This window comes from Paenibacillus odorifer, from assembly GCF_000758725.1.
In the GTDB taxonomy this organism is placed as follows: Bacteria; Bacillota; Bacilli; order Paenibacillales; family Paenibacillaceae; genus Paenibacillus_AQ; species Paenibacillus_AQ odorifer.
Map to the genome: position 1 here is coordinate 5,366,680 of NZ_CP009428.1, position 26,751 is coordinate 5,393,430.

The following is a 26,751-nucleotide window of genomic DNA, read 5'->3' on the forward strand; positions in this document are numbered from 1 at the left end:
TGCAAACTACTGAAGCAACGTAGGAATATCATTATCCGGCAATTCATAATTGCTTTTGTACGGATAGCCGGGATCATAAGGAACAACGTCCATATGCACCTCACCGACATGAACAAACCGGTGCTGCAGCAGCTTCCTAGCGCATTCCGAAATATCCTGTGCTTCCATCACCGTAATCCGCGGATTCACACTGATCTTCACTTGAAGATTCACATAATTCCCTTGCTCAAGTGCCTTCAGATGTTCTACGCGAATGACGCCATGAACACGTTGCACCGTTTCAATAAAATTAGCGGCTTCCTCCGAAGGAAGCTCCTGCGCATTTTTAGTGTTAATAGAGCTAGCAATGAGTGAATAACCTTTACGAAGAATTAAAACTCCGGTTAAGAGTGCGGCAATAGGATCCATATAAGATAGAGGATGCCAATAGGTGCCACCCATGGATAACGAAATTCCGACTAATACTGTGATAGATGTATATAAGCTGAAACGATGACTATTAACATATGCAGCGTGACTGCCATCACCTATTTTTTTAAAGTAGCGATATTGATATTGAAATACAGCTTCTTTAAAAACAATAGATACTAAGACGGTTACAAACGCCAGCTGTCCGTGTGTAGATGATTTTCCATCCGTTAAGTCGCGGATTGCAGAGAATGCGATCTGCAGTCCCCCCATAAGAATAAATACCGAAAAAAGTATAGCCAACAGCGGCTCCTTAGTGCCCCGCCGTTCTTCGATCCGTTGCTTACTCTTTCTCCCTTGCTCAGAGCGCCACGGAAGAATATCCGCCAGTTTGGCTGCTGCGTCTGCTCCGGAATACAAAGCATCCCCCATTAATGCCTTGCTCCCTGAAATATAGCCAAAACTCCCCTTAGCTACTGCCAAAGTAACATCGCTAATGATCCCTGTCCAAGCAACCGTCTCGCTTTGCGGTGATCGTTCTTTATTCATACGAGGCCCTCCTTACCAATAGCAAGTAATCTCATGATGATTCAATACACATGACATGACCCTAAAGATTTCGAAAGCCGCGTCGCATTTGACGCGGCTTTCTTAAACGTATAAGAAAAGTAGAACTTCGATGCTAATTTCTTCTAACCTTTATTCGGGCTGCTCTTCACTTTAACCTTCTCACGCTTTTTAAGCACTAACCAGAGTGGACTGGCAATAAAGATGGAAGAGTAAGCTCCGAAGAGCAAGCCGATTACCATCGCAAGCGAGAACATCTTAATCGACTCGCCTCCGAACAATAACAGGAAGAACGCCGCAATGAATACGGTAAATGCGGTATAGAGAGAACGCATAAGCGTTTGAGCCACACTTTTATTCACAAGGTGTTTCAAGTCTTCATAAGTTTTCTGTTTACCAAAACGTAAATTCTCACGGATACGGTCAAAAATAACGATCGTATCATTAATGGAATAACCGATAATCGTAAGCACCGCTACAATGAAAGTCAAATCCACTTCCAAACGGAAGATAGAGAAGAGCGCGACTACGATAAAGGCATCATGGAGCAAGGCCACAATCGATGCCACGGCGAAACGCCATTCAAAACGAATACTTACATAAATAATAATCCCCAGACAAGAAATCAGAACTGCATAAATAGCATTACGTGCCAATTCTTTAGCCATTTCAGTGTCCACGGTGTTAATCTCAAACGATGCTTTGTCATCCAGCTTAAGGATTTCAGCTTTTAGAGCCTCATCTTGAGCCTCATCAAGAACTTCGTCATAGCGGATATTCACACGCTGATCACCAAACGAAATCGTTGGTTCATGATCGACATCGATTGCACTAGTTGCAGTCTTAACCTGATCCAAGTTCAAATTCTTGGATAGGGAGATGTCCACATTAGATCCAGCTTTGAAGTCAACGCTGTAATTCAGGCCAAATGTCGCCAGGAATATCAATCCTGCTACTGTCAATGCGATAGAGAAAATATAGAAATATTTACTCAAATGTACGAAATCAAGCTCTTTCTTAAAGCGCACGGATTTCACTCTCCTTAACACCGAAGCTCTTCGGTTTGTTCAGCTTACCCGCTTTGACAAGCTGGCTAAGCAACCAGTGGGAGAAATAAAGATTCGTGGCGATACTCAGCACGATTTCTACAATCAGCACCAATGCAAAGCCTTTGACCGCACCTGTACCGAAGGCAAACATAACTGCTGCCACAATAATAGTAGTCACATTGGAGTCCATTACTGTCCGGAAAGAGGATTTATTCCCTGCTTTAACGGAGGACAGTATACTTTTTCCACTGCGCATTTCTTCCCGTATCCGTTCGTTGGTAATGATATTGGCATCGACCGCCATACCTATACCCAGAATAAATGCGGCTATACCAGGCAGTGTCAAGGTAAAGTCTGCGAAGACGAAGACCGCAATTAGCGCCCATGTATGCAAGAGCAAGGCAAAACTAGCCAAAAGACCTGGCAAACGATACATTCCGATCATAAAAATAAGGATAATCACAGAAGCCAGCAGACCTGCTCGAATCGTTTGATCAAGCGATTGCTTACCCAGGGTAGCACCCACACTTTGGGAATATTTCTCCGTCAGCTTCAGTGGCAATGCACCTAGGTTAATGGTGTCTGCAAGTTCACGCGCTTCCTTAATTGTATAGTTACCCGAAATAGAAGCACTGCCATCGGTAAGTACAGCTTGTACCGTAGGGTCAGATAGTTTGTTCTCATCCAAGTAAATCGCGAGATTCTTTCCTAAGAGACGTTTAGTAATCTCTGCAAATTTGTCCTTGTCCTTAATCTTGATGCTGATGATTGGCTGATTCAGGTTATCCCGTCCAACTTCTGCAGCACCTTCAACAAAATCACTACCTACCAGTTCGATTTTGCTGTAAGTTCCCTCAGCGTCACCTTCAGCAGCACTACGGAAAGTCAGAACTGCAGGTTCCTTCATTTTTTTACGAACCTCGGCTTCATCCGTTACGCCCGCAATTTTCAAACGGATACGGTCCGTACCTTCAGTAGTTACCTCTGGTTCACTTGTTCCGAGCGCATTCGCCCGTTTTTCTAAGCTTTCCGCTGTCTTCAGCAGAGAAGCTCGGGACAATGCTGCTCCCGCTTCCATAGGCTCAGCATGATACAAAATCTCAAATCCGCCTTTCAGGTCAAGACCAAGTCTAACCTTGTCCAGCAGTCCAGGAGTAGTAAATGCCATAACGCCTGTCAAAACGAGCACGGTAATAAAAAAGCCCATTAGTCTCTTCATGCTCTAGCTAGTTCCCCTTTCATTAACTCAATATTCCTATTATAGCTACACGCGAAATGACCGTCAATTCACAGCATTGATAGAGCTATACTCACACAAAGAAACGGCCGCCCCTGCTTAAATCAGCAAGACATCCGTTTTAATAGGAGATGTGGAGTTATTATTCTCTTACTTTACTGCTTTATCAGGCAGTTCGCAAAAAGAAATATGTGGTTTATTGTTCAGTTCAACCCCCGATAGGCCGCAATAGTCAAATAATTCATGTAACTATTGGCTTTCAAGGAATAAATGTCGTTTACCAGCTTATGTAGGGGAGGCAAGCCTTCCTTATCATAATTACGGCTGATGCAATCCCAGATATCCTTGCTGGTTACATACTCATAGCCGAGGAGCCGGAATTCTTCAGCTTTGCTGCGGCACATGGCTTCGATTTCTTCACTATGTTGATCATGATTCCACTGTTCCGATTCCACGTGTTGACACCTCCAAAGATCGCTCATGTTCGTATGCTCACCATAGATATTCGACTCTTGTTCTTCGCTTTCCTTCTTCCGTCACAAAAAGTTAAAGCTACTAAAACAAGGCATGCCGAGATAGGGGTATAGCATATCCATAAGAATAGACAAGTTCGCCAGCGTTTTATTTCATTTTGGGAAGAAGGCGTGACCTTTGAAGAAACAGAGCTTTATACAAGGAACTTTAATCTTGCTAGCCGCCGGCATCATTAATCGGATGCTTGGATTTATTCCCCGGATTGCTTTACCACGTATTATCGGAGCAGAAGGTGTGGGACTGTATCAGCTCGCATATCCTTTTTTTCTCGTGCTGGTTACTGTGATTACAGGCGGGATTCCACTGGCGATAGCCAAGATGGTAGCGGAAGCAGAAGGAGAGAATCGGCCAGAAAAATCACGGCTGATTTTACGTACTGGACTTGCCCTTAGTGTTGGACTTGCGATCTTCTTTACATTGGTTGCTATGATAAGCGCCTCATGGGTCTCTAATGTTATCTTAACAGACCATAGAGTTTATTATACGTTTATTGCCATGATCCCAATGATTGGGATCGTCGCCGTATCTGCAATCTACCGTGGTTATTTCCAAGGAAAGCAAAACATGATTCCATCGGCGCTCTCCTCTATCTTCGAATCTTTAGTTCGAATATTCTTTATGCTCTGGTTCTCCTGGTTGTTGCTTCCCAAGGGTATTGCTATGGCGGCGGCTGGAGCGATGTTAGGTGTGACGGTAGGAGAAATTGGCGGAATGTTAGCGATTCTGTGGCAATATTATGTCATTACTAAAAAAGATAAAAAGCAGACAAATCCGACTCCAGAGCAACCCGTTCTTGAGTCAGAGGTTATCCCATCTGATCCAGATGGTGTGAAAGCCAACATCCCCATATTACGGCGCTTATTAGGCATATCTATTCCCGTTACAGCAAGTCGGCTTGTGGGCTCTTTTTCATATCTGCTGGAATCTATTATTACAGTGCGCAGTCTCGCCTTGGCAGGTATAGCCACCGCTGCCGCTACAGCCCAGTACGGGTCTTTACAAGGGATGGTTATTCCCTTATTGCTGCTGCCCGGGGCACTGACCTCGTCACTTGCTGTATCTCTGGTTCCTTCCATATCAGAAGCTGCCGCAAGAAAGGACTTGCCTACCATTCACAAGCGTATGCATCAAGCGTTGCGGCTTGCGCTGGTAACAGGTGCCCCATTTGCTGTTCTTATGTATATCCTGGCGGTCCCGCTTTGCAATTTGTTATATGGCAACGCGGATACAGCCCCTATGCTGAAGCTTATGGCTCCGTTCGCCTTGTTCATCTATGTTCAAGCTCCCTTACAAGCTGCGCTGCAAGCTATGGATCGACCGGGCAGGGCACTCATCAACACCTTGATTGGAGCAGTAGTCAAAATCATTCTGATTGTAATACTGGCATCCCAACCTGAATATGGAATTTACGGCGCTATCATAGCCATTATTGTGAACAGCATTTTGGTTACGTTACTACACGGATACAGTGTAGTCAGTCTCATATCATTATCTTTAAGAGTAACCGAAACCGTAAAAACCTTATGTGCAATGCTCATTATGGGAGCGGGCGTGCATTATGTATACACTTCCATTCCCATTGCAGATGTACAATGGATTCAATTTTTATTTGCCTCTGCGATAGGAATGGTCCTGTATTTTGGAATCAGTCTGTTAGCTGGCCTTATCTCACTGCGTGATTTGGACCGTCTGCCGTTTATCAAACGCAGGCTCTAAAAGGTTATCTGTTGTCCAAACGGTCGACATAAATTCTGCCCTTATGATCTATGGAGCATAGAAATACATCTTTGAAATCAGATACTCCCTTTTGGCGAATTTGAGTTCTTAGCCAAAATCTGGTTTTTCCAATCATCTCTAAATTCTGATCCTGCACCTTTCCATCCATAATCAGAGGGATTGGAAGTCCTTCATACCTGATCTTATTCTTCGGCAGTTCTATCTTACGGTTCTTGTTCCCTTTATTATCGTCACTCTTTTTATGCTCAGCAGCTGCACTGCTATTGCCTGATTGGTTAGAGGATGAACTCCCCTTCTCTTTCTCGAATACGGTTAGCTGTCCACTAGGCTCCAGGATCGCAAATTCCACGTCAGCAGGACTGGCGATGTTCTGTCCACGCAATTGCTGCAGCAGATCATCAATATTATATCTCTGCCTACGCATTTCGCCCCGGTGCAGCTTGCCTCCAGAAATGAGTATGCTCGGTTTGCCGTCCATTAAAAGTCTGAGCTTTCTGCTCTTAAGACTGAGTTGAGCCACAATTACCTGTATCAACACTAATGTTGCCATCGGAACGACTCCTTCATAGATCGGCCGATTGATATCCTCAAGCACAAAAACAGCAATCTCGGCAATCATGATGGAGATCGTTAAATCAAATACAGACAGCTTACCTATTTCCCTCTTCCCCATGATGCGCATACACAGGAATATGAAGAAATACATCAGCACGGTCAAGAAAATATGGGTAGAGATATGCTGGAACATATAGCTTCGCTCCCCTCCATTCTCACCCGCAGACTTGTTTCCTCGGGTGGATTAATGTAACCCTATTCTGACCGCTCTGTGCAGGGAACATTCGGAAGCCGGCATATTAATTAATGGTAAAAAGGCTGCAATGCCCTTTCTTGTACTATTGGGGCAAGCCATCCCATACAATGAATAATAACTATGTTGATTCTTTTTTCTCAAAAAAACTTTAGGAGGTTGTACCATGTATTTAATCCGGCGCATGTTCTCGTGGAGAATAGCCAATCCTGTGTTATCTGGCCTATGTCGATCATTCCTTTGGATGCTGATGGGTGCGTTTGTCCTCTCTCTTTTGTTATGGGGCAGCAGTCTGAAGGAGCAGGATCTCTCAATGTACACATACATTGTGCACGGCATAGCTGCAGCATTCGGAGGACTAACCGCCGGTCGCAGAGCCACGAGCAAAGGCTGGTATCAAGGAAGTCTTACAGGAGCATTTTATGGGGTTATCGTTCTGTTAATCGGTTTTTTGGCACTGGATAGCGCACCATCTGGCGTAGATCTGCTATGGGTTCTCGCAGCTGCAGCAATTGGCGCTCTCGGCGGAATGTTTGGCGTTAATTTACAAAAAAGCTAAAATTATAATTCCATTAAATTCGAAACATTCCTTGAAAATATGTTAAACTGTGATCATCTGACTTCATTAAGAGATCAAGGAGGCTTCGATTGCTTTGTTTTACCAATCAATGAACCATATTGTTTTGTACACAGTTGCATTAGTAGTGATATTAGTATGGATTGGCTCTAAACGTAATCCAATCATGGCATTGGTTGAAATTGGGAAAGAGATGCTGCGATCTTATAAGTTTTTGTTGCTGATTGCAGGAATGTTTGGCGTATTAGCCATAAATAAATATGAACTGCAAATTGAACAAAAAATGCATCTTACCTCTGATTATACGCCATTTATATTTGGCCTAGAGGGTCATTTTGTCCAAGCCGTTCAGGATATATTCTACAGTCCATGGTTAACACCGATCATCGTCTTTTTCTACATTTTCATGCTTCAATCCGTTCTAGCAGCTTCATTAGGGGTATATCTGTTAGATAAAAACCGGGTGATGTTATACGCAACCTGTTATGCTATTATTATCAACTATGCCTTGGCGATTCCATTCTATCTTTACTTCCCGGTAAACGAGGTTTGGTCCTATCTGCCGGCAGGCGTCAAATTTACTATGCTGGATGTATTTCCGAAATTCGAACAGGAATATAGACCACTATCCGGTCTAAATAACTGCTTCCCGAGTCTACATACGTCCATATCTGTTACAATGGCACTTCTGGCCTTCCGTTCAGGGAACCGCCGCTGGATGGTCATCACTAGTATTTCCGCAGTTGTAATCGTCTTTGGAATCTTCTATCTGGGCATTCATTGGCTTACAGATATGATTGGTGGAACCTTGCTAGCTGTACTAGCCTCTACAGTTGGCGTTCAACTCGCCAAATTAACTTTGCGGGGACGTGAAGAATCGCTTACCGTTCCGAGCCGCGTAACAAATGTACGTTAAAGTTAAACTGCTAAATCGTAATAACCTTAAAGATCAAAAAAGCGGTGTCCTCTCCAATGAGAAGACACCGCTTTTTATGTACTTAAATAACAAGTCTATACTTTCTCTTCGACATCCGTCGCCACAGCGTGGCTGATGGAACCGCGATCAAAAGTCAGCTTAGTTACATCGTTGACCCGCAGAACCACAATATCATCGGAAATCTCCATGATCGTACCGTGAAGTCCTCCAATAGTAACGATTTTATCGCCCTTTTTCAGAGCTTTCAACATTGCGTTACGAGTTTTGGTCTTCTTTTGTTGCGGACGAATCAGCAAGAAGTAGAATACTACAAACATAAGGACAAAGGGACCTACCAGGCCTAGTATGCTACCTCCACCACCTGCGCCAGCTGCATATTGAAACGATTGAATCATATTTCTCCCCCCTTTCAAAGTACATTAAAGCATGACTCATAAATCAAACCCTAAAAGCCTTTAAGATTATCATATAATCCGTATTTGGCAAAAAACTCATCGCGAAAATCAAGCAGCCGATCTTCCTTGATGGCTTCACGCACTTTACGCATTAAATCCAACAAGAAGTGCAAATTGTGGTATGTCGTCAATCTAAGTCCGAAGGTTTCATCGGCTTTGATTAGATGGCGCAAATAAGCGCGGGAATAATTCCGGCATGTATAGCAATTGCACTCCGGATCAAGCGGCCCAAAATCACGGGCATACTTAGCGTTGCGTACAACGAGTCTTCCCTGACTGGTCATCGTTGTTCCATTACGGGCAATACGAGTAGGCAAGACACAGTCGAACATGTCCACTCCTCGGATTGATCCTTCCAGCAGCGCATCCGGTGAACCCACGCCCATCAAATAGCGAGGTTTGCCTTGTGGCAGCAGGGGAACTGTATAATCCAGCACTTCATACATTAGCTGCTTGGACTCTCCGACGCTGAGCCCCCCAATAGCATACCCCGGGAAATCCATGGAAGTCAAATCAGCCGCGCTCTGACGGCGCAGATCTTCATACATGCCCCCTTGCACGATAGCAAAAAGACCCTGATCGTTAGGACGAGCATGACTTTTCAGGCAACGTTCTGCCCAGCGCGTGGTGCGCTCCAGTGATTTTTTCACATAATCATACTCAGCCGGGAATGGAGGACATTCATCAAATGCCATCATTATATCTGAACCCAGGGAGTTCTGAACCTCCATCGCTACTTCCGGAGACAGGAATTTCTTATCCCCATTTAGATGGGAACGGAAATGAACTCCTTCTTCCGTAATCTTGCGCATGTCGCTTAACGAGAATACTTGAAACCCGCCGCTGTCTGTCAGAATCGGACGATCCCAGTTCATGAACTTGTGCAGTCCACCAGCTTCACGAACAATATCATGGCCTGGTCTTAGAAACAGATGGTAAGTATTGCTCAAAATAATATGGGCATCCATCTCTTTCAGCTCTTCAGGACTCATAGTCTTGACTGTAGCTTGTGTGCCGACTGGCATAAATGCTGGTGTCTCAATCACACCATGTGGAGTGTGGACTCTTCCAAGTCTGGCTCCGGATTGTTTGCACGTTTTGATGTGCTCATAAGTAATTGCTGCCATAAGTTAACCCATCCTCTTACCTTAATAAATAAACATTGCATCTCCAAAGCTAAAGAATCGGTACTTCTGCTCTATCGCTTCTTCATAAGCAGCTAGAATATGTTCCCGACCTGCCAATGCGCTAACCAACATAACCAAAGTAGACTTTGGCAGGTGGAAATTGGTAATTAGCGCATTTACTACACTGAACTTATACCCTGGATAGATAAAAATATCCGTCCAGCCACTGCATTCCACAAGCGGCCCACCTTCACATTGTCTTCCGACCGTTTCAAGTGTCCGACAAGACGTTGTGCCAACTGCAATAATACGGCCACCTCGTGCCTTAGTAGCATTTATGGTATCTGCCGTCTCTTGAGACATTACGAAGTACTCAGAATGCATAACATGCTCTTCAACCTTCTCTACAGACATCGGACGAAAAGTACCGAGACCTACATGAAGGGTGATATAAGCGATATTTACACCCTTAGCCTCAATCTGTTCCAGCAATTCTTGGGTAAAATGAAGCCCTGCGGTAGGCGCAGCGGCCGATCCCTCATGCCGAGCATACACAGTCTGATATCGTTCACGATCATCCAGTGTTTCCTTAATATAAGGTGGCAGCGGCATCGTTCCCAGCCTGTCCAGAATCTCCTGAAAAATACCCTGATATATGAAACGAAGCGTACGGCCGCCCATATCAGCTTCGTCCTCGATAACGGCACGAAGCTCATCGCTAAAGATGATCACTGCGCCTGTCTTGAGCTTTTTCCCTGGCTTTACAAGTGCTTCCCAGCGATCATCCCCAAGATTCTTCAGGAGGAGCACTTCCGCCTTAGCACCAGTATCTTCTTTCACTCCAAACAATCTAGCTGGAATGACTCTCGTATCATTTAGAACAAGCGTGTCTCCGGGATTAAAATAATCAATAATATCGGTAAAATGCCGGTGAGCCAGCTCTCCATCCTCCTTATTCACTAGAAGCAGTCTAGAAGCACTGCGATCAGCGAGAGGTGTCTGGGCAATCAATTCTTCCGGCAAATGAAAATCATAAGCATCTACATTCATGGTCTGTCTTCATTCCTTAACTATAGTAACGTTCTTATAATAGTGTTGCAATATTTGCTTGTAATCATACCCGCTGTCTGCCATGCCTTTCACGCCCCACTGCGACATGCCTAGACCATGGCCGTTGCCTTGCCCAATGAACAGAAAGCCCGAGCTGTTAGTGATCACTCTGGCCGCAGAATCTCCACCCATCACTACAGTTCCACTGCCATTCACATTAACCTTCCCCGATGCGGAAAGCACACCAGCACTTTGCGAGCTACTAATTGTGGCGGTAGCGCCGTCAGCGCCTAATACAGTATAACTTCCGGGTGCCACAATATCAAACAAAGTACTAGGTAATCCATTAAACGCGGAGCGGAACATATCAGGATATTTCACATTCAGAGCCTGACCATTAGCTTTCACCTGAATCGCTCTTCCAGAAGGACCGCGCTGGGTGACCTGCAGGTTAGAGATACTGGAAGGGAGCGTGCTTGTTGTTTTGCCCTGCAAGCTTTTTAGAAGTTCAGCAGAGGTATACGGCCCTTTGATCCAGCTATAGCTGCCAGACTCATATACTTTATCCAGAGCCACAGCGTTCTCACCCGGATTCAGCTTTCCGACTGCACTAACACTGCTCTCAATAACTGGCAGAGGACGTATATTCACATCTTTGGTTGTAGCGGTAACTATATCGAGTCCGGCAGCAGTTTTGCTGCCGGTTAATTTAATATTATCTTCACGTGCATAACCAGAGGTACCATTCGCAAGCATAACATAGTACCACTTCTTAGCAGCAGCAGCCGAAACATCTTCAACGCTTGGAACACTAGCAAATACATCGCCACCATTCGCCCAAACCTCTGAAGGGTCAGCTGTCATACCACCACTATTGGAAGAAAATACAGCCTCAACAACTTTACCACCGCTCATCAGCACTTCACCAGCAGTAGTATCTACAGCTTTGATAATGGAGGGAGCTTCAGACCCGATTCCGTTATATACCTGACTAAGAGTGGTATCTACTACATTCGCTACATCAAAACGGTTGCCTTGCGACAGCGCATAGCTGCGGGCGGCGACAGCCTGAGCTTTTAGCGCTTCTTCTGGCCAGCTGGAGGAAACCTCTCCTCCCACTACGGCATACAAGTATTGCTCCAGCGGCACTACATTAATTACAGCCAGCGATCCGCTCAAATTGCTCAGTTCCAAATTTCCGCGATATGTACGCTTGGATCTTTCCACTAACTGAATCCCAGTCTCGCTGCCTGCCGCAAGAAATTTAGCATTGCTTCCAGAAACCAGATAATGATCGGCTTGAGTTTCACTGCTAAAATCCAGCCCGGCATCCTTACGCAGTATTAATCCGGGCGAGGTGGCCACAGAAACCGTAAATTGTGGTGCCGCCGTAGACACAGCGGCCTGAACAGCTGTTAAATCACTATCATTGGCAGCTTCGCCTACCCATACCTCTACTTGTGCACTGCCATCGTTTCCTGCCAGAAACACCTTCCAAGCATCCAAACCAGCTGCAGTGAGGCTATTTAGCGCCACATCTGCTTCCTGCTCCGAAGAATAGCGGCCAGCTGATAGATGCTTATTGCCTTTCACCGCCGGGGTTTGGTCAGCAGGAATGCTCAGCCCTGCTTTGACTACACGGGTAAGCCCATCCTTGGCAGCTGCTTCACTAGCATAGACGCCCGTGTACAACTGATACACAGTCGCTCCATTTCTGGAGATTGCAACAATCTGTGGTTTATCGGAGGTGGATTGGAGCTTTTTAGCTGCATCCGCTGCTGTCTGCCAGCTTGAAACCTCCATCACCTTAACTCTATATCCGTCCAGACTTACACGAATTTGCTTCTGTGCTGGGATAGATACCAAAGGGGCACTTCCTGCTTGATCCGACAGCAAAGTAAAGCTTTGCGTTGATAGCAGTGTTACTGCTGGCACAGTGGATTTATATTTACTTCCAATATCAGCATAAAGAGCAACTCGTATCGTGCTATTAGAATCGGCATGACTGGCACCCGCAGGGATCAGGAAACTTCCTACAGCAAGCGCAGCCGCAAGCAATCCTTTGCTTAGCGGGGCGACCCCTCTCCATTTCCTCTTCGTATGCTTCATCCAGCATCCTCCTTTATAATTGTAGTGACGGACTAGTGCTGCTCCGGAGGGAGCGGAAGCCCTAAATGATGATAAGCGGCCGGGGTTACAATTCTTCCACGCGGACTCCGCTGCAAGAAACCTATCTGCAGCAGGTACGGCTCATATACGTCCTCAATCGTCTGACTTTCCTCACCAATCGTAGCTGCAATCGTGTCCAGTCCTACAGGACCGCCGCGAAAGCTTGAAATCATAGCACTTAACATCTTGTGGTCAATACTGTCCAGCCCACGCGGGTCCACCTGAAGCATCTTCAATGCTTCCCCAGAAATTTCAGGAGTTATAATTCCATCTCCGCGCACTTGAGCAAAATCACGGACCCGTTTTAATAAGCGGTTGGCAATCCGCGGCGTTCCCCGCGAACGAAGCGCGATCTCTTCTGCAGCATCGCCAACAATCTCAATGCCTAGAAGATCCGCATTTCGAGATACAATGTAACTCAGCTCATCTATGTTATAGAATTCCAGGCGACTGACCACTCCGAAACGATCACGCAGTGGCGCAGACAATAGTCCTGCCCGGGTTGTGGCACCTATCAGTGTGAACGGCGGCAAATCCAATCGTACCGAACGGGCACTTGGCCCTTTGCCGATCATGATATCCAGCGCGAAATCCTCCATCGCAGGATACATAACCTCCTCGACCGTGCGGTGCAAACGATGAATCTCATCAATGAAAAGCACGTCGCCTTCCTGCAGATTCGTCAGCAGAGCGGCAAGATCGCCTGGACGCTCTATCGCGGGGCCGGAAGTTGTTCGCAGGTTCACGCCCAGCTCATTGGCGATAATATTAGCGAGCGTTGTTTTGCCGAGACCCGGAGGTCCGTACAGCAGCACATGATCCAGCGCTTCGCTTCTCATTTTGGCCGCTTCTATATATACTTTCAGGTTTTCTTTCACCTGAGTCTGGCCGATATATTCTCCCAGATAACGAGGGCGCAAGCTTAGTTCTACCGCCTGCTCGTCCATCATCAAATTCGCGGATATAATCCGGTCATCCATTTCCTATCGCTCCCTTTCTTTAGGATGTGTACGGCTTTACTTAGCTATATATAGCAGCCCTAGTGCTTTCTTCATCAGCACATCTACAGTTCCTGTTTCTGCTCCCTCTTTCTTCAAAGCGAGCCACACGCGGTCCAATTCGCTTTCGGTATAACCCAGCCCCTTAAGCGCATCCCGCGCCTCTTGCCAGGCCAATCCGTCCGTTGCCTCTTCCGTTGGCACTGCAAACAATCCCGTTTGCATTGAAGCCATACTGAGTCCGTCCAGCTTGTCCTTCAAATCAAGGATCATGCGCTGTGCTGTCTTTTTGCCAATGCCCGGCAATTTCGTTAAGAACGTTATATTCTCTTGATAAATCGCTGAAATCAACTGATCCGGTGTTCCACCTGTCAGGATTCCAAGCGCAACCCTAGGACCGATGCCAGATACCTCTATCAGCTTGCGGAACAATTTTTGTTCCTCACGAGTCGGGAACCCAAATAATAGCGTAGCGTCCTCACGTGTTTGGTAATGAATATAGATCGTTACAGGTCCTTCTACTTTGGCAAAAGCATAAGGATTCGGGCAGAATACCCGGTATCCTACTCCCTGCACATCCAGCACCACATATTCCGACTCCAAATGAACAACGGGTCCTCTTAAGAAATCTATCATTTTCGCAATACCTCATTTAATTTAGAATTAAGACTGCTCGAATGGGCATGACATACCGCTACCGCCAGCGCATCCGCCACATCATCGGGTTTCGGAATCGCCGATAGCTTCAGCAGCAGCTTCACCATTTCCTGGACCTGCCGTTTCTCAGCCTTACCATAACCCACAACAGCCTGCTTTACCATCATAGGTGTATATTCCGAGACGGGGAGACCCCGCTGTACTGCAGCTAATATAGTCACACCGCGGGCCTGCGCCACTGGCAATGCTGTAGTAACGTTGCGAGCGAAAAACAGCTTTTCTATCGCCACAGCATCGGGTTTATATTTATCAATGAGCTGACCCATGCCTTCATAGACATGCAGCAGTCGTTCTTCCTCAGGCGTATGAGCCTCAGTCTGAATACAACCATATTGGACGGGGGTCAGTTTATGTCCTTCCTTATCTACAAAGCCAAAGCCGACGATCGCCAGCCCCGGATCAATTCCCAAAATACGCAAACATGATCTCTCCTCTATAACAGGCAGATTATTCCACCGTTTTCATCCATTCCTCCGCCATGAAGCGAACATATGTATTCCTTCTAACCATTATAGCAAAAATCCCCCTTGCGGGAGAAAAAAAGTTTACCGTTTGCAGCGAAATGGCAACTTTAGGCCTACAGCTTAGACTCTTCCCCGTTTCATTTCACACAAAAAAGCTGCCCTCAGCCATTAATAATGACTTTTGGACAGCTTATCAAATCTATTGCTTGTTCTGCATGACATGCTCAGCAGCTTCGCGGGCATAATCACTGAAGGTAGACAGCACACTGTTGTACTCTTCAATATCCTGAACACGAATCCCCTCGTGAAGCTCTTTCCAAATATTTTCCGGCAATGAGGATTTCAGGGAACCCATATCCATTTGAAAAAAAGTCTTCAGTACCTTTTCCTGAACTGGCGGACCTTTAAACAAGGTCAAATTCCCAAACGCATCTACACCAATATAGGCTTCTTTTTTTATCATTGTCGATAAATCATTCACTTTTTGTTCCAGCCACAAATCCCCTTCTGAACTAATCCAACCGCTCCATTCAGGGTGTTCATTGATTATAGTCTTCAGCTGAAGCGGGTTCTTTACGCCTGGCAACGTCTGAATCTCTTCTCCGGACACATAGGTTGTTTTTAAATGAACGGTTCTGCTGAGCCCACTTTGGGAGATGGTTTGCAGCAGTTGTTCGTTATTTAAAGTGCCCTTCTCTTTTGCCTCATCACTGTCCTCGCCTACTTTAAAGACAGCTGCGGCTAACTCACTATCGGCACTATCCGCCCAGCTAGAATTCGTCAGCAGTCCACTGATTTCCTCAGGTACCTGCATACTGCGCCAAGCCAGTACAGTAAAAGCTATACAAGCAGCTCCTACCCAAAGCGCCTTTTTCCAACGTCTCCATCGCCGCCAAAGTTGTTTTTTTAAGCGAAACGCGTTCACGTTAATCCCTTCATTCTGGTTTTTCCCTATTGTGACCTAAGAAGGGAGCATTTATGCGCTTTTCTGTGAATAATCGACATTTCTCCAAAAATACAAGGTTGACCTTGCAGTATGGTTCAAGGTTTATGGTGTAAGTCTGGAAGGGCGATTCTGGGGAGAGGTTTCACATACCGGCCTTAGGTGATACCTATTTCATGACGATCGACCATTTTTTCCACCAAAACTTTTGCTTTGCCAATAGACTATTTAGTTCTTAGTGTGCTATGCCATTGAATTGGGCGTTTGGGATGGTAGCGATGTAGGCGTTCTGCGTTTGCGTGATGGGGGGATGCGTTCTACGTTTGCGCGTTGTGCGGAGTGGATCTAAAACTAATTAGGGAAAAACTCCCTGAAAATAGCATATATTCGCTCTAAATGAACGAAATCAGGGAATTACTCCCTAATAAACAAGCTGTTTTCCTTAATTCCCGGGAATCAGACATATATTAGGGAGTTTTTCCCCCATTATATGTCTGACGACCAGAATCCTAAGAATTTCAGGGAGAAATTCCCTAATCGCTCTATAAGTGTTTTACTTTTTGCTTCAATTGAAGCATAAGTTCGTTCTTCACTTATTATTTTACCTAGGCCTCAATCGGTGCTCACTCGGTACGTCACTTGAAGCATCATTGGTCATCAAATGCTGCCTCAGCTTCAAGTGGTAATTTCTTTTACCTTTGTTCAGCATCTTCTTCGTATTAAAGTCATATTTAAGCGTTAGGAACCACCGGCAGCTTCACATGGCTCGGATACTCACGATTATGGTAAACGGTCTGCAGCACAGTAATCGCTTCTGAATCTTCATATGGATTATTACCTGTATTTGTATTAGGGAAAGCAACGAATTTGCTGGACGAAGTAACCGAGAACCGAATTCGGTGTCCAACAGCAAATCTATGGGCTATATTCGGCATGAAAATATCATATTTCTCCACCTGCCCAGGAATCAGCAGCTCAGGTGCTTCCAATCCATGACGGTATTTAGCTCTGACAATATAATTCGATAACCGGATGGAGTCCCCTTGTCCATTCACATCACTAAGCGTAACTACCCAATCCGTATCCTTGCCAGTACTGGTAGCATAGATAACCGCAGACAATTCTCCGGCCACAGTCAGCTCTTCCGTCAGAATATCACTAGTGTAGACAAGGATATCATTGCGCAGCTCGTATTTCCGCAAATTTTCAGGCTCTCGTTCACCGCTATCATTCATAGGATCATGAGGATTATAGACATAAGTATCTTCAGGAGAATGTTCCTCAGGCGCTGCGAGCAGTTGCCCATCCCCATGTCCTGAATTCGCTCGCCCACCGCTGGAAAGGTAGAAGGAAGAAACTGTGGCTTCGGCAGGTGTCCAATCCGCGGACGTTCTCCACTGATTTTCACCAACAACATAATAAGAGGCTCTAGGCTCCTGATCTATTCCATTTGGAATGCCTTTGAGGAAGCGGTCGAACCAGCGCAGCACAGAAACATCGTAATCATAGACTACGGCATCATTGCCGAAGCTCACACCTTCATAGTCTCTGGCTCTGTTCGGCCCGTGCTCCCAAGCGCCCAGACGGATTTTGCGATTAGGCACATCATGTTCTGTCAGCATTCTCCAAGTCTCCGATACGCCGGCGCTGTCGCCGTCATACCAGCCTGAGATGACATACATAGGCACCTGCACCTGATCTCCGCGCTCGGTAAAAGTACAGTTTTTCCAGAAATCATCATACTCGGGATGCTGGCTCCACAGATCCCATGGACCTGATGTTTTGCCAATCATTTGCTGAGGGATCTCTTTAATCGGTCTTGCATCAACGGCTGCTTCCGGATTCACCGTAATGCCTCCAAAGATATCAAAATCCGTCCGAGTACCCACAGATTGAGCAAGAGTCCAAGAGAGCAACGGCCAAGAACAAAGAGTTCCCCCTTTGCGAACGGTATCAACAAATGGAGAGCCTACATTCACTTCATCCACAACCGCCTTCAGATTCGGGTGCCCACTGGTGGCCGCCGCCACAACAACAAAACCTAGATAGGATGCGCCCCACATGCCGACGTTGCCATCCGACCATTCCTGAGCAATAATCCAATCAATCGTATCATAGCCGTCATCCCGTTCATTATAAAAAGGAATCAGTTCTCCTTCCGAATCCGCCCGCCCCCTAACATCCTGCCATACTACTGCATAACCTTTATTGGCCCATCTCATAAAAATCTCTTTTTTTCCGTTTCGGTCATAACATGTTCTTACGAGAATTGTTGGCAGCTTGGTTCCCGGCTTAATGCCCTCTGGTAAAAAAACATCTGTCGCCAGCCTCACTCCATCACGCATCGGAATCAGATCAGTGCCCAGATCGTTTACACCATATTCTGCCTTAGATAGAAGAGGATCATCGTAGACCACTAACGGAGTCAGCTTCTCATAACCCGCTTTAACCATAAGCTCAATACCATACCGATTCGGTGTAAGAAAAGCGATAATCTCCCCATCCAAAGTCACAATGTCCAGAGCCGTCTCTTTGCGCAGCGCCCATACTTGTGAGGTCAGTTCGCGGCCTTCAATCTGCGCCTGATACTGGATATGCTTTTGATAGATATCGCCATTACTCAGCACAACCTCATAATCTACCCACTCCGCTTTAGCATAAGCGTCTAAATGTTTGTGGATTTTTTGAAGTGGAAGCACAGTTTTGAACTGTCCATCCAGCACATTGTCTTGCATTTGCGTTCTTCTGCGCGGATCGACCTTAGCGAGCATGATCTGTTGCTCTGTAAAATGAATTTTGCCTGTATAAACACCAGAAAAGTAGACGTTAAATGTAGTTGTGTGTAAGTAGGTTGTCATCTGTTTATCCCCTATCCGCAAATTTCTTCAAATACGCGCAGCCAGTTGCCGCCCATGATCTTAGCAATATCTGCATCCGCATAACCGCGGGCAACCAAACCTCTAGTAAAGTTAATAAAATAACTATATTTCTCAAGTCCAGCAACGGTTTCTGTAGAAGGTCCGTCTCCTTTGGCGAATCCAAGCTTGGGTGCGACATGTTCTTTAAAATAAACCAATGACCAGAGCACATCGCTCATCGGCCAATCCGTTCCAATTCCGACATGATCCACGCCTACAAGCCGGATTACATATTCGATATGATCCAGCACATGGTCAATAGTTGTATGTTTAGGGTCTTCATGAACAAACCAAGGCATAGCAAAAATACCAATGACTCCACCCGTCTTGGCTATCGCGATAATCTCCTCATCACTTTTACAGCGCATATGCGGATAGATCGCCTCTACACCCGTATGTGAAGCAATCACCGGAGTTGTGGAATAAGCGCAGGCATCTAACGTAGTCTGTTTCCCGCAATGCCCCGTATCTACAATGATCCCCAGCTTGTTCAAGCGCGCAATGAATCTTTTTCCAAAATTAGTGACACCGGCGTTCGATTGTTCTGCGCAGCCCGCCCCAATCTGGTTCTGATTGTTGTAGGTCAATTGTAGAATTCTTAATCCGAAGTTATAAAGTACATCTAATTGATCAAGATTCGTGCCCAGACCATCCGTTTCTTGTGCTGTGATAATGCCCGCTTTATGACCATTACGCTTGGCAGCACGTATGTCTTCGGCAGTTAAGGCTTTGATTAACCAATCTGCGGAATCGAATTGCAGCTGCACCTCTGCCATGCTTGTAATGATGCTGTCTAAGGATTCTAAATGAAGTTCACGGTTCCCTGCTGTAATTCCGGACTTGTACCACTCTTCCTTATACTCAGGGATCTCTCCGCTCGCAGATAGCTTTGTGATGATTTTTGCAGGCATACTGCTGTATACCATTGGCTCATCTTTATAAGGCTCACATAATTCTTTGATTCTGTCAGAGATAGAGTCTGGAATCGCGCTTGGAGATAAGGGACCTTGAAACAGCAAATCGATAATAATGTTCTGCTCATGCAAGCGTTTAGCCCGCTCCTCCTCTTGCTCCGTCAACTTGAAATCATACAGACCTTCATAAGTGCTCATCGTGTAGTCGCTCCTTAGAATGTAATTTCAGTGCCTTTATGTAATCTAACAGCTTCATTATATATAAAATTAGCTGCTGCTAAATCCTCTATGGCCAGCCCTAATCCTTTAAAAAGAGTAATTTCAGCCGCGGACCTTCTACCCTCGATAGTGCCGCTGATCAGCTCACCAATCTCCCCGACAATATGATCTGCTGTGATTTTGCCTTCGTTCAGCGGAATTAAATAATCCCCAGATTCATTCTGAGCGGATTCCAGCCGATCCACATATAACTTAGCTAATTGGACGGTCTCCGAATCCAGCTCACGGTCATTGGGTCTACATGCGCCGACTGCATTGATATGTACACCCGGTTTCAGCCATTCTCCCTTGAGCACAGGTTCGGTGGATGCTGTCACGGTACAAATGATATCCGCTGCGCTGACTGCCGCTTGAACTGTCTCAGCAACAATGATCTGTACATTATATTTTTGGCTCATCTCTGTTTGGAAATCCTGCGCCTTTGCGAGTGTTCTGCTCCATACTTTTACCTCACGGATGGGTCGAACCCGCAACATCGCTTCCAGATGACTTTTTGCTTGTTCCCCAGTTCCAAGAAGAGCAAGGATTTCGGCATCCTCTCTGGCCAGATATCGGGTTGCTGCTGCACTGACTGCCGCCGTACGAATGGCTGTAATCTTTTGTCCATCCACTATAGCTTTCAGAACACCCGTAGATGAATCGAATAGAGTAACAAGACCTTGATGAGAAGGCAGGCCTGAACCGTGATTGCTGGGAAATACACTGATGATTTTGGCACCAGCTACCTCTTCATGCTGCAAATATCCCGGCATTAAGCCGAGCAGATTGCTCTTTTGTAAAGGAAGCACTTGTCTTAAGCTTTGCACGGCTTGTCCAGCAGACAGATCCTTCAAAACAGACTCCATAACAGAGATGCAAGATTCCATAGCTAATAGTTCAGCCACTTCATTTTGATTAATGACTAGCATAAGACGGACCTCCTTCTCCTCATCATGATTGCACGAACGCGAATATAAAATTTTCTTACTATCATAACTTATCCGGTTTAAATATTCATGTATAAAGCTGGAAGGCGAAAATTTGTCCTGACCTCAGTTATTCTCTATACTTAATATAGTACGTATTATATTTTAAGGAGCTGACTATTGATTATGGCTAATAAAATAACTTTAGGAAAAACCAATCTGCAGGTTCTCCCACTGGGTCTGGGTGCCAATGCTGTTGGCGGGCATAATTTATTTCCGGGTTTAAATGATGAAACCGGCAGAAATATCGTGCGCAGCGCTCTGGATCATGGGATTAATTTTATTGATTCCGCCTTTATTTATGGACCAGGAAGATCCGAGGAACTGATTGGCGAAGTGCTGAAGGAAAGAGGCGGCCGCGACAATGTGGTCATTGCTACTAAAGGCGCTCACGTGATTACCGGTGACAAGATTACACTGGACAACTCTCCAGCTTTTCTAAGACAGTCTGTGGAAGACAGCTTGAAACGCCTCCAGACCGATTATATTGATCTTTACTATATTCATTTCCCTGATGAAAACACACCTAAGGACGAAGCTGTAGGTGAACTTAAGAAGCTGAAGGATGAAGGGAAGATTAGAGCCATCGGGGTGTCTAACTTCTCCATTGATCAGCTGAAAGTAGCCAACAAAGACGGTCATGTGGATGTTCTTCAATCCCACTACAATCTGCTGCATCGTGATGCGGAACAAGATTTGCTGCCTTATACGCAGGAGCATGGCATTTCTTTCGTGCCCTATTTCCCACTTGCGTCGGGCCTGCTGGGCGGCAAATATAAGCAAGGCGATACATTCAGCGACATTAGAAAAAATGACCCGCTATTTCAAGGGGAGACCTTTGCCAAGAATCTGGAGAAGGTGGACAAGGTCCGCCAGATTGCCAATGCTAAAGGTGTCGAAGTCGCACATGTCGTACTTGCCTGGTATTTGACCGTACCTTCCATCGATGCGCTTATTCCGGGCGCCAAACGTCCTGAGCAAATCGTTTCCAACTTAGAGACGCTGAAGGTGCAGCTGACACCAGAAGAGATCAAAACTATAGATTCCATATTTAAGGCGTAATCTAGCCTCATTAGATTAAGGGGTTGTCCCATGGCCACGAAATGGCTGCTGGGGCAGCCCCTTTTGTGCTTTGGTTCATCCGATGATTCAGGTTAGATAGTTCGATTGCCATGATTCGTAAGATTCGTCATTCGTTCGTTTTATTTCCTTCGTACGTTCGTTCGATCGACCTATCACAGCTCCCCGCACAATGCCCCTATCGGACACACTTGACCCTTAACGCAGCATTATTGCACCTTTGGAATTCCATCGGACCTCATAGCCGCTATTGGCACAAAATACACCTAATATGAACCTTTTTCTAAGCAATAACGTCTCTGGGGTCCGAAACCCTGCTGAAAAGGCGATAAATTTGCATATAACGTCATCTGGGTCCGTAAGCGGCAGCGGATGGCAGTCGATCGTAGTGGAGAGCAGTCATTCTTCTCCAATATCCTAAATTCTTTGTATTAGTAAATATTGTTTGCTATACTTTCTCTGAAGTAACATTGGACTTTAATTATTATAAAAAGGGGAATTCCTTGATGATTATTCAACCTAAAACTCGCGGATTTATATGTACAACAGCCCATCCAGAGGGATGCGCCAAACAAATACAACAACAAATTGAATATGTAAAAGCACAAAAGAAAATTGAGGGACCCGCTAATGTACTAGTCATTGGTGCTTCTACCGGATACGGACTAGCTTCCAGAATTTCAGCCGCTTTTGGTGCTGGAGCCAACACTATTGGTGTTTTCTTTGATAAAGCTGCTGAAGGTCAACGTACAGCTTCTGCTGGCTGGTACAACTCTGCTGCTTTTGAACAACAAGCAGCGCAGCTTGGACTTAAATCTCACAGCATAGTTGGCGATGCCTTCTCCGATGCTATCAAAGAGAAGACCATTGAATTGATTGAAGCTGAATATGGCACAGTTGATTTAGTTGTCTATAGTGTCGCTTCACCACGCCGCACTCATCCGGTAACAGGAGAAACCTTCTCCTCCGTCATTAAACCGGTGGGAACCGCTTATTCGAACAAAACCTTGAACTTCCATACAGGTGAAGTTTCCATGACCACTATTGAGCCTGCTTCAGAAGAGGAAGTACGTCAGACCATCGCAGTTATGGGCGGCGAAGACTGGAGAATGTGGATCGATCAGCTTCAAGCAGCTGGCGTGCTTGCCGAGGGAGCTACAACCGTTGCTTACTCCTACATCGGGCCTGAAATCACTCACCCTATCTATCGCGACGGAACGATTGGTCAAGCCAAACATGATCTGGAACAAACAGCGGTCCAACTGAATGATCGCCTGTCCACTCAAGGTGGACGTGCTTTTGTTTCCGTGAACAAAGCTCTGGTAACCCAATCCAGCTCCGCGATTCCTGTAGTCCCTCTTTATATCTCTGCATTGTATGAAGTAATGAAGGAAAAAGGGCTGCACGAGAACTGTATTGAACAAATGTACCGTTTATTCTCTGAGCATCTTTACAGTGGGGGCGAAGCTACTGCTGACGGAGGCTGCTTGATCCGAATTGATGACTGGGAAATGCGTGAGGATGTTCAGACTGAGGTTATGAAACGTTGGGACGAGCTGACAACCGACAATGCAGGTGAGCTTGCTGATCTTGAAGGCTACCGCCAAGATTTCTTTAACCTGTTTGGTTTTAGAACAGAGGGTGTAGACTACGAAGCTGACATTGATCCTAATGTCGACATTCCAAATATGTATTAATAACTGATTTATAGACAAATGAGGTTATCTCTGAAGTAGTGAATTCTACTGATGAGATAACCTCTTTCTCTTTTAGATAGACATTGGCTTACCTCCCCTCTTTATGATATGGTTTGATTGAATACTGCATGTTCTACTAACATTCGAAGGAGTGAGTCACTTTTGGTTAAAAAAATTAGTGTAGCAAACGGCGCACTTGAGGTGTCACAAATTTCGCTTGGCTGTATGCGGATTGCTGATTTATCTGCAAAAGAAGCAGATACACATGTACATAGTGCCCTCGAGCTCGGAATAGACTTTTTTGACCACGCCGACATCTACGCAGCTGGCAAAGCCGAAGAAGTATTCGCAGGTGTACTGGAGAACAATCCGGGTATGCGTGATAAAATGATGATCCAAACCAAATGCGGAATCCGCAACGGTTTTTTTGATTTCTCCAAGGAACATATCCTGCAATCCGTGGAAGGCAGCCTTAAGCGCTTGAAAACAGACTATATCGACGTCCTACTGCTTCACCGTCCTGACACGCTATTTGAGCCAGAAGAAGTCGCTGAGGCTTTTGATATTCTGGAAAGCAAAGGTATGGTCAAACACTTTGGTGTCAGCAATCAGAACCCGTTGCAAATCGAGCTGCTTAAGAAAAATGTAAAGCAACCGCTGCTGTTCAACCAGCTGCAATTGAGCATTATGGTCACTGGCATGATTGATACAGGTTTCAATGTGAATATGACTAACTCCGGTTCAGTTGTTCATGATGGCGGGATTTTGGAGTACAGTCGCCTGCATGACATGACCATTCAGCCTTGGTCGCCTTTCCAATATGGCTTCTTTGAAGGCGTATTCTTAGATAACGATAAGTTCCCTGAATTGAACGAGGTCATTAACCGCTTAGCAGCTGAAAAAGACGTAACCAATACAGCGATTGCCATCGCATGGATTCTCAGACATCCGGCAAATATGCAGCCTGTCGTTGGCACAACTAATACGCAGCGCTTGCGTGATATTGCCAAAGCTTCCGATATTACTCTCACTCGGCAAGAATGGTATGAAATCTACCGTGCTGCCGGCAATGTCCTTCCATAAACACCTAAAGCCACGAGGTACGTTATTAACGTACGCCGTGGCTTTTTTACCAGAGAGCGATTCAATCCTCACGTTCTAGTAAAACTAGATAGACAGCGTCAAGATATTCGTATACTCACAAAAAGAACACAAAAAATAATAACTACTACCGAAATACTTAAGATCATAGTGGTTCTTTTGTTATCCTTTTTCATAATCCATCCTTCCTTTCTATAGATGCACATCTCTCTTTTCAAAAGAAATTAAAGCAACGCTCAAGCAAACTCCTATGATTACAACAGGGATTAGGATCATACGAACACCCTCGTTTAGGGTATATATTTCATGTGAATTTACAGCAGAGAATTTAAAAATTTGCGTCGTTAGCGTATTTTCAGAAATCACTCTCAGATATACATACGAAGAGTCTTTCAGATAACCACTGAGCAGAAAATCGCCAAATACAAAAACAAACGTGGCAATAACAGCGGTAGCCGATTTTTTCATCAATACTCCTAACAACAGCACGACAGCGGAATAAGCTGCGAGATACAAAATATTGAATCCAATAGCCCCCATAGCAACGATAAACTTCCCCTCTAAGCTTTCATTTCCGATATGGGAACCCGTAACAAGCGCTGCCAGTATATACAATACATAAAAAAGACCAAAAAATTGAATTACCCACCATAATACCACTTTTAATTCGGTCAGATATTTTCCCAGTAAATATAATGACCTGCTCTGACCCGAAGCGATAATGGTTTGAACCGACCCATACTCAAATCCCTCGGTAGCAAAAAAACAAACGTAAATCGGGATGATAAAATACAGAAAAAAAGATAACTGAATGCTAGTGATTAAAGGCTCTAAAGGACTGTCTATATCAAATCCTACTTGTACCCCCATCCAAACCAGTAATAAGGCACTTCCAAACAGCAAAAGAAGACTTATCCCCTTGAACATGGGATCCTTGGTTACATAATAAGCTTCAGCCTTAAGAAAATTCCTCATTCGTTACCTCCAGCAATTAGATCCATATAATAGTTCTCAAGATTTGGAGCCGACAGGTTAATCCCTTCAATATGGATGCCCCGCTGTAGAAAAAAAGACATCAGCTCTTCCAGATTTGTACTCTCTTTAGGAATTTGAATTTCTCCAGCTTCGCTGATCGTAATGGTTTCTAGTTGGAGTTCACTTTTCAAAATCTGAAGTGTCGCTGCGGGATCAGCCGTTCGAATACAGATCTTTGTTTCCGCCGTATGTAAGAGTTCCTCCGCAGAAGCTTCTTTGATTAACCTTCCTTTATGAATAAAACCGTATTGGGTCGCAAGTAGCTGCAACTCACTTAAAATATGACTGGATATTAGTATAGTCACTCCTTGCTCTTTGGATAGCTTCTCCAGGATCTTTCGCACTTCTACAATGCCTGACGGATCAAGACCATTAATAGGCTCGTCCAATACCAGAAATTTGGGATCGTTAAGTAGAGCAATAGCCAGACCTAAACGTTGTTTCATCCCAAGGGAGTATTCTGAGGTTAGCTTAGAACCGGCATCTGCCAGAGAAACTGCCTGCAATACTTCCGCAATTCTGCTCTTATCCTTAATCCCAAACGCACGGCAATAAAACGTAAGATTTTGCTTCGCATTTAGATTAGGATAAAGCGCTGGCCTTTCAATTAGAAATCCAACCTTTCGCCTCGCCTCGTGAACAGCTTTTGTGTCCTTTTTTTCAAAAAGAGAGATTTCGCCATGTGTCGGATGTACCAATCCGCCTATTATCTTCATTAATGTAGTTTTACCTGCCCCATTTTCGCCAACAAACCCATAAATATCTCCTACCCCAATCTTCATATAGACATCCTGAAGCGCAAAAGACTCTCCGTATTGTTTGCTTAAACCTCTGGCCTCAAAGATCGTTTGAGTCAAATCAAACACTCCTCTTTTCACTTTTCCACATCCTAACATGTTGTCATGGACACTACATTCAAACTGTAATAATCAAGTTAGTTAATGTAATTATTAAGAAGGATTTGTATAATGTGACTTATATGGTC

The 26,751-nt window shown here is 45.1% G+C and carries 24 protein-coding genes; 6 read left to right on the forward strand and 18 right to left on the reverse strand.

The window, feature by feature from the left end:
- Positions 1-6: 6 nt before the first annotated feature.
- From PODO_RS23465 to PODO_RS23480, 4 genes are all read right to left on the reverse strand, one after another.
- Positions 7-957, reverse strand: a complete 951-nt coding sequence (locus tag PODO_RS23465; RefSeq protein ID WP_036677651.1) for a cation diffusion facilitator family transporter — start codon at positions 955-957, stop codon at positions 7-9.
- Positions 958-1,100: 143 nt separating this feature from the next.
- Complete coding sequence (gene secF / locus PODO_RS23470; RefSeq protein ID WP_052097271.1) at positions 1,101-2,003, reverse strand: protein translocase subunit SecF; 903 nt, start codon at positions 2,001-2,003, stop codon at positions 1,101-1,103.
- A complete protein-coding gene (gene secD, locus PODO_RS23475; protein WP_036677653.1) occupies positions 1,993-3,243 on the reverse strand; it encodes a protein translocase subunit SecD in 1,251 nt (416 codons plus the stop codon). Before secD ends, secF begins: the two co-directional genes overlap by 11 nt.
- Before the next feature lie 221 nt (positions 3,244-3,464).
- Positions 3,465-3,716, reverse strand: coding sequence for a post-transcriptional regulator (locus PODO_RS23480; protein ID WP_036677655.1), 252 nt, complete (start codon positions 3,714-3,716; stop codon positions 3,465-3,467).
- Positions 3,717-3,912: 196 nt separating this feature from the next.
- Here PODO_RS23480 and spoVB point away from each other — a divergent pair, with 196 nt between their 5' ends.
- Complete coding sequence (spoVB, locus tag PODO_RS23485; protein ID WP_038572993.1) at positions 3,913-5,511, forward strand: stage V sporulation protein B; 1,599 nt, start codon at positions 3,913-3,915, stop codon at positions 5,509-5,511.
- Between the two features lie 4 nt (positions 5,512-5,515).
- Here spoVB and PODO_RS23490 read toward each other — a convergent pair whose 3' ends face one another.
- Positions 5,516-6,280 (reverse strand): YetF domain-containing protein, encoded by a 765-nt coding sequence (locus PODO_RS23490; RefSeq protein WP_036677658.1) that lies wholly within the window; start codon positions 6,278-6,280, stop codon positions 5,516-5,518.
- A 226-nt stretch (positions 6,281-6,506) separates the two neighbouring features.
- Here PODO_RS23490 and PODO_RS23495 point away from each other — a divergent pair, with 226 nt between their 5' ends.
- Both PODO_RS23495 and PODO_RS23500 read left to right on the forward strand, forming a co-directional pair.
- Positions 6,507-6,899: a TIGR04086 family membrane protein gene (locus tag PODO_RS23495; RefSeq protein ID WP_038572995.1), complete on the forward strand. Its 393-nt coding sequence runs from the start codon at positions 6,507-6,509 to the stop codon at positions 6,897-6,899.
- A gap of 109 nt (positions 6,900-7,008) precedes the next feature.
- Complete coding sequence (locus PODO_RS23500) at positions 7,009-7,833, forward strand: phosphatase PAP2 family protein (protein ID WP_038572997.1); 825 nt, start codon at positions 7,009-7,011, stop codon at positions 7,831-7,833.
- Between the two features lie 95 nt (positions 7,834-7,928).
- Here PODO_RS23500 and yajC read toward each other — a convergent pair whose 3' ends face one another.
- From yajC to PODO_RS23555, 11 genes are all read right to left on the reverse strand, one after another.
- Complete coding sequence (gene yajC / locus PODO_RS23505) at positions 7,929-8,249, reverse strand: preprotein translocase subunit YajC (protein WP_038572999.1); 321 nt, start codon at positions 8,247-8,249, stop codon at positions 7,929-7,931.
- Positions 8,250-8,299: 50 nt separating this feature from the next.
- Positions 8,300-9,436, reverse strand: a complete 1,137-nt coding sequence (gene tgt / locus PODO_RS23510; protein ID WP_036677666.1) for a tRNA guanosine(34) transglycosylase Tgt — start codon at positions 9,434-9,436, stop codon at positions 8,300-8,302.
- Between the two features lie 21 nt (positions 9,437-9,457).
- A complete protein-coding gene (gene queA / locus PODO_RS23515; RefSeq protein WP_038573001.1) occupies positions 9,458-10,486 on the reverse strand; it encodes a tRNA preQ1(34) S-adenosylmethionine ribosyltransferase-isomerase QueA in 1,029 nt (342 codons plus the stop codon).
- Between the two features lie 9 nt (positions 10,487-10,495).
- Positions 10,496-12,595 (reverse strand): SpoIID/LytB domain-containing protein, encoded by a 2,100-nt coding sequence (locus tag PODO_RS23520; protein ID WP_038573003.1) that lies wholly within the window; start codon positions 12,593-12,595, stop codon positions 10,496-10,498.
- A gap of 32 nt (positions 12,596-12,627) precedes the next feature.
- Positions 12,628-13,635, reverse strand: a complete 1,008-nt coding sequence (gene ruvB, locus PODO_RS23525; protein WP_036677672.1) for a Holliday junction branch migration DNA helicase RuvB — start codon at positions 13,633-13,635, stop codon at positions 12,628-12,630.
- A 36-nt stretch (positions 13,636-13,671) separates the two neighbouring features.
- The gene (gene ruvA / locus PODO_RS23530) at positions 13,672-14,289 is read right to left on the reverse strand and encodes a Holliday junction branch migration protein RuvA (protein ID WP_036677675.1); all 618 of its coding nucleotides are present in this window, start codon (positions 14,287-14,289) and stop codon (positions 13,672-13,674) included.
- On the reverse strand, positions 14,286-14,789 hold the full coding sequence (ruvC, locus tag PODO_RS23535; protein ID WP_036677679.1) for a crossover junction endodeoxyribonuclease RuvC: 504 nt from the start codon (positions 14,787-14,789) through the stop codon (positions 14,286-14,288). Before ruvC ends, ruvA begins: the two co-directional genes overlap by 4 nt.
- A gap of 244 nt (positions 14,790-15,033) precedes the next feature.
- Positions 15,034-15,759: a BofC C-terminal domain-containing protein gene (locus tag PODO_RS23540; RefSeq protein ID WP_036677682.1), complete on the reverse strand. Its 726-nt coding sequence runs from the start codon at positions 15,757-15,759 to the stop codon at positions 15,034-15,036.
- Between the two features lie 749 nt (positions 15,760-16,508).
- Entirely contained in the window at positions 16,509-18,635 is a 2,127-nt protein-coding gene (locus tag PODO_RS23545; RefSeq protein WP_052097273.1) for a CocE/NonD family hydrolase, read from the reverse strand.
- An 11-nt stretch (positions 18,636-18,646) separates the two neighbouring features.
- Positions 18,647-19,807, reverse strand: coding sequence for a dipeptidase (locus tag PODO_RS30190; protein ID WP_052097275.1), 1,161 nt, complete (start codon positions 19,805-19,807; stop codon positions 18,647-18,649).
- 14 nt (positions 19,808-19,821) lie between these two features.
- Complete coding sequence (locus tag PODO_RS23555; RefSeq protein WP_038573005.1) at positions 19,822-20,796, reverse strand: ornithine cyclodeaminase family protein; 975 nt, start codon at positions 20,794-20,796, stop codon at positions 19,822-19,824.
- Positions 20,797-20,979: 183 nt separating this feature from the next.
- Between PODO_RS23555 and PODO_RS23560 the strand changes: the two genes are divergently transcribed.
- The 3 genes from PODO_RS23560 to PODO_RS23570 all read left to right on the forward strand — a co-directional run bounded on the left by PODO_RS23560 (position 20,980) and on the right by PODO_RS23570 (position 24,713).
- The gene (locus tag PODO_RS23560; RefSeq protein ID WP_038573007.1) at positions 20,980-21,915 is read left to right on the forward strand and encodes an aldo/keto reductase; all 936 of its coding nucleotides are present in this window, start codon (positions 20,980-20,982) and stop codon (positions 21,913-21,915) included.
- A gap of 524 nt (positions 21,916-22,439) precedes the next feature.
- Complete coding sequence (gene fabV / locus PODO_RS23565; protein ID WP_038573009.1) at positions 22,440-23,630, forward strand: enoyl-ACP reductase FabV; 1,191 nt, start codon at positions 22,440-22,442, stop codon at positions 23,628-23,630.
- A 162-nt stretch (positions 23,631-23,792) separates the two neighbouring features.
- Positions 23,793-24,713 (forward strand): aldo/keto reductase, encoded by a 921-nt coding sequence (locus tag PODO_RS23570; protein WP_038573011.1) that lies wholly within the window; start codon positions 23,793-23,795, stop codon positions 24,711-24,713.
- A 210-nt stretch (positions 24,714-24,923) separates the two neighbouring features.
- On the opposite strand, the gene PODO_RS23575 is transcribed toward PODO_RS23570, so the two are convergent.
- Positions 24,924-25,706, reverse strand: coding sequence for a hypothetical protein (locus tag PODO_RS23575; RefSeq protein ID WP_038573013.1), 783 nt, complete (start codon positions 25,704-25,706; stop codon positions 24,924-24,926).
- Entirely contained in the window at positions 25,703-26,644 is a 942-nt protein-coding gene (locus PODO_RS23580) for an ABC transporter ATP-binding protein (RefSeq protein WP_169744800.1), read from the reverse strand. Before PODO_RS23580 ends, PODO_RS23575 begins: the two co-directional genes overlap by 4 nt.
- Between the last annotated feature and the right edge of the window lie 107 nt (positions 26,645-26,751).

Coding starts and splice junctions, on each gene's coding strand:
- fabV (WP_038573009.1), top strand. CDS start 22,440: ATGATTATTCAACCTAAAACTCGCGGATTTATATGTACAACAGCCCAT.
- secD (WP_036677653.1), bottom strand. CDS start 3,243: ATGAAGAGACTAATGGGCTTTTTTATTACCGTGCTCGTTTTGACAGGC.
- ruvA (WP_036677675.1), bottom strand. CDS start 14,289: ATGATAGATTTCTTAAGAGGACCCGTTGTTCATTTGGAGTCGGAATAT.
- PODO_RS23555 (WP_038573005.1), bottom strand. CDS start 20,796: ATGCTAGTCATTAATCAAAATGAAGTGGCTGAACTATTAGCTATGGAA.
- PODO_RS23545 (WP_052097273.1), bottom strand. CDS start 18,635: ATGACAACCTACTTACACACAACTACATTTAACGTCTACTTTTCTGGT.
- PODO_RS23495 (WP_038572995.1), top strand. CDS start 6,507: ATGTATTTAATCCGGCGCATGTTCTCGTGGAGAATAGCCAATCCTGTG.
- ruvB (WP_036677672.1), bottom strand. CDS start 13,635: ATGGATGACCGGATTATATCCGCGAATTTGATGATGGACGAGCAGGCG.
- PODO_RS23560 (WP_038573007.1), top strand. CDS start 20,980: ATGGCTAATAAAATAACTTTAGGAAAAACCAATCTGCAGGTTCTCCCA.
- tgt (WP_036677666.1), bottom strand. CDS start 9,436: ATGGCAGCAATTACTTATGAGCACATCAAAACGTGCAAACAATCCGGA.
- PODO_RS23465 (WP_036677651.1), bottom strand. CDS start 957: ATGAATAAAGAACGATCACCGCAAAGCGAGACGGTTGCTTGGACAGGG.
- PODO_RS23575 (WP_038573013.1), bottom strand. CDS start 25,706: ATGAGGAATTTTCTTAAGGCTGAAGCTTATTATGTAACCAAGGATCCC.
- PODO_RS23500 (WP_038572997.1), top strand. CDS start 7,009: ATGAACCATATTGTTTTGTACACAGTTGCATTAGTAGTGATATTAGTA.
- PODO_RS23490 (WP_036677658.1), bottom strand. CDS start 6,280: ATGTTCCAGCATATCTCTACCCATATTTTCTTGACCGTGCTGATGTAT.
- queA (WP_038573001.1), bottom strand. CDS start 10,486: ATGAATGTAGATGCTTATGATTTTCATTTGCCGGAAGAATTGATTGCC.
- PODO_RS23520 (WP_038573003.1), bottom strand. CDS start 12,595: ATGAAGCATACGAAGAGGAAATGGAGAGGGGTCGCCCCGCTAAGCAAA.
- yajC (WP_038572999.1), bottom strand. CDS start 8,249: ATGATTCAATCGTTTCAATATGCAGCTGGCGCAGGTGGTGGAGGTAGC.
- PODO_RS30190 (WP_052097275.1), bottom strand. CDS start 19,807: ATGAGCACTTATGAAGGTCTGTATGATTTCAAGTTGACGGAGCAAGAG.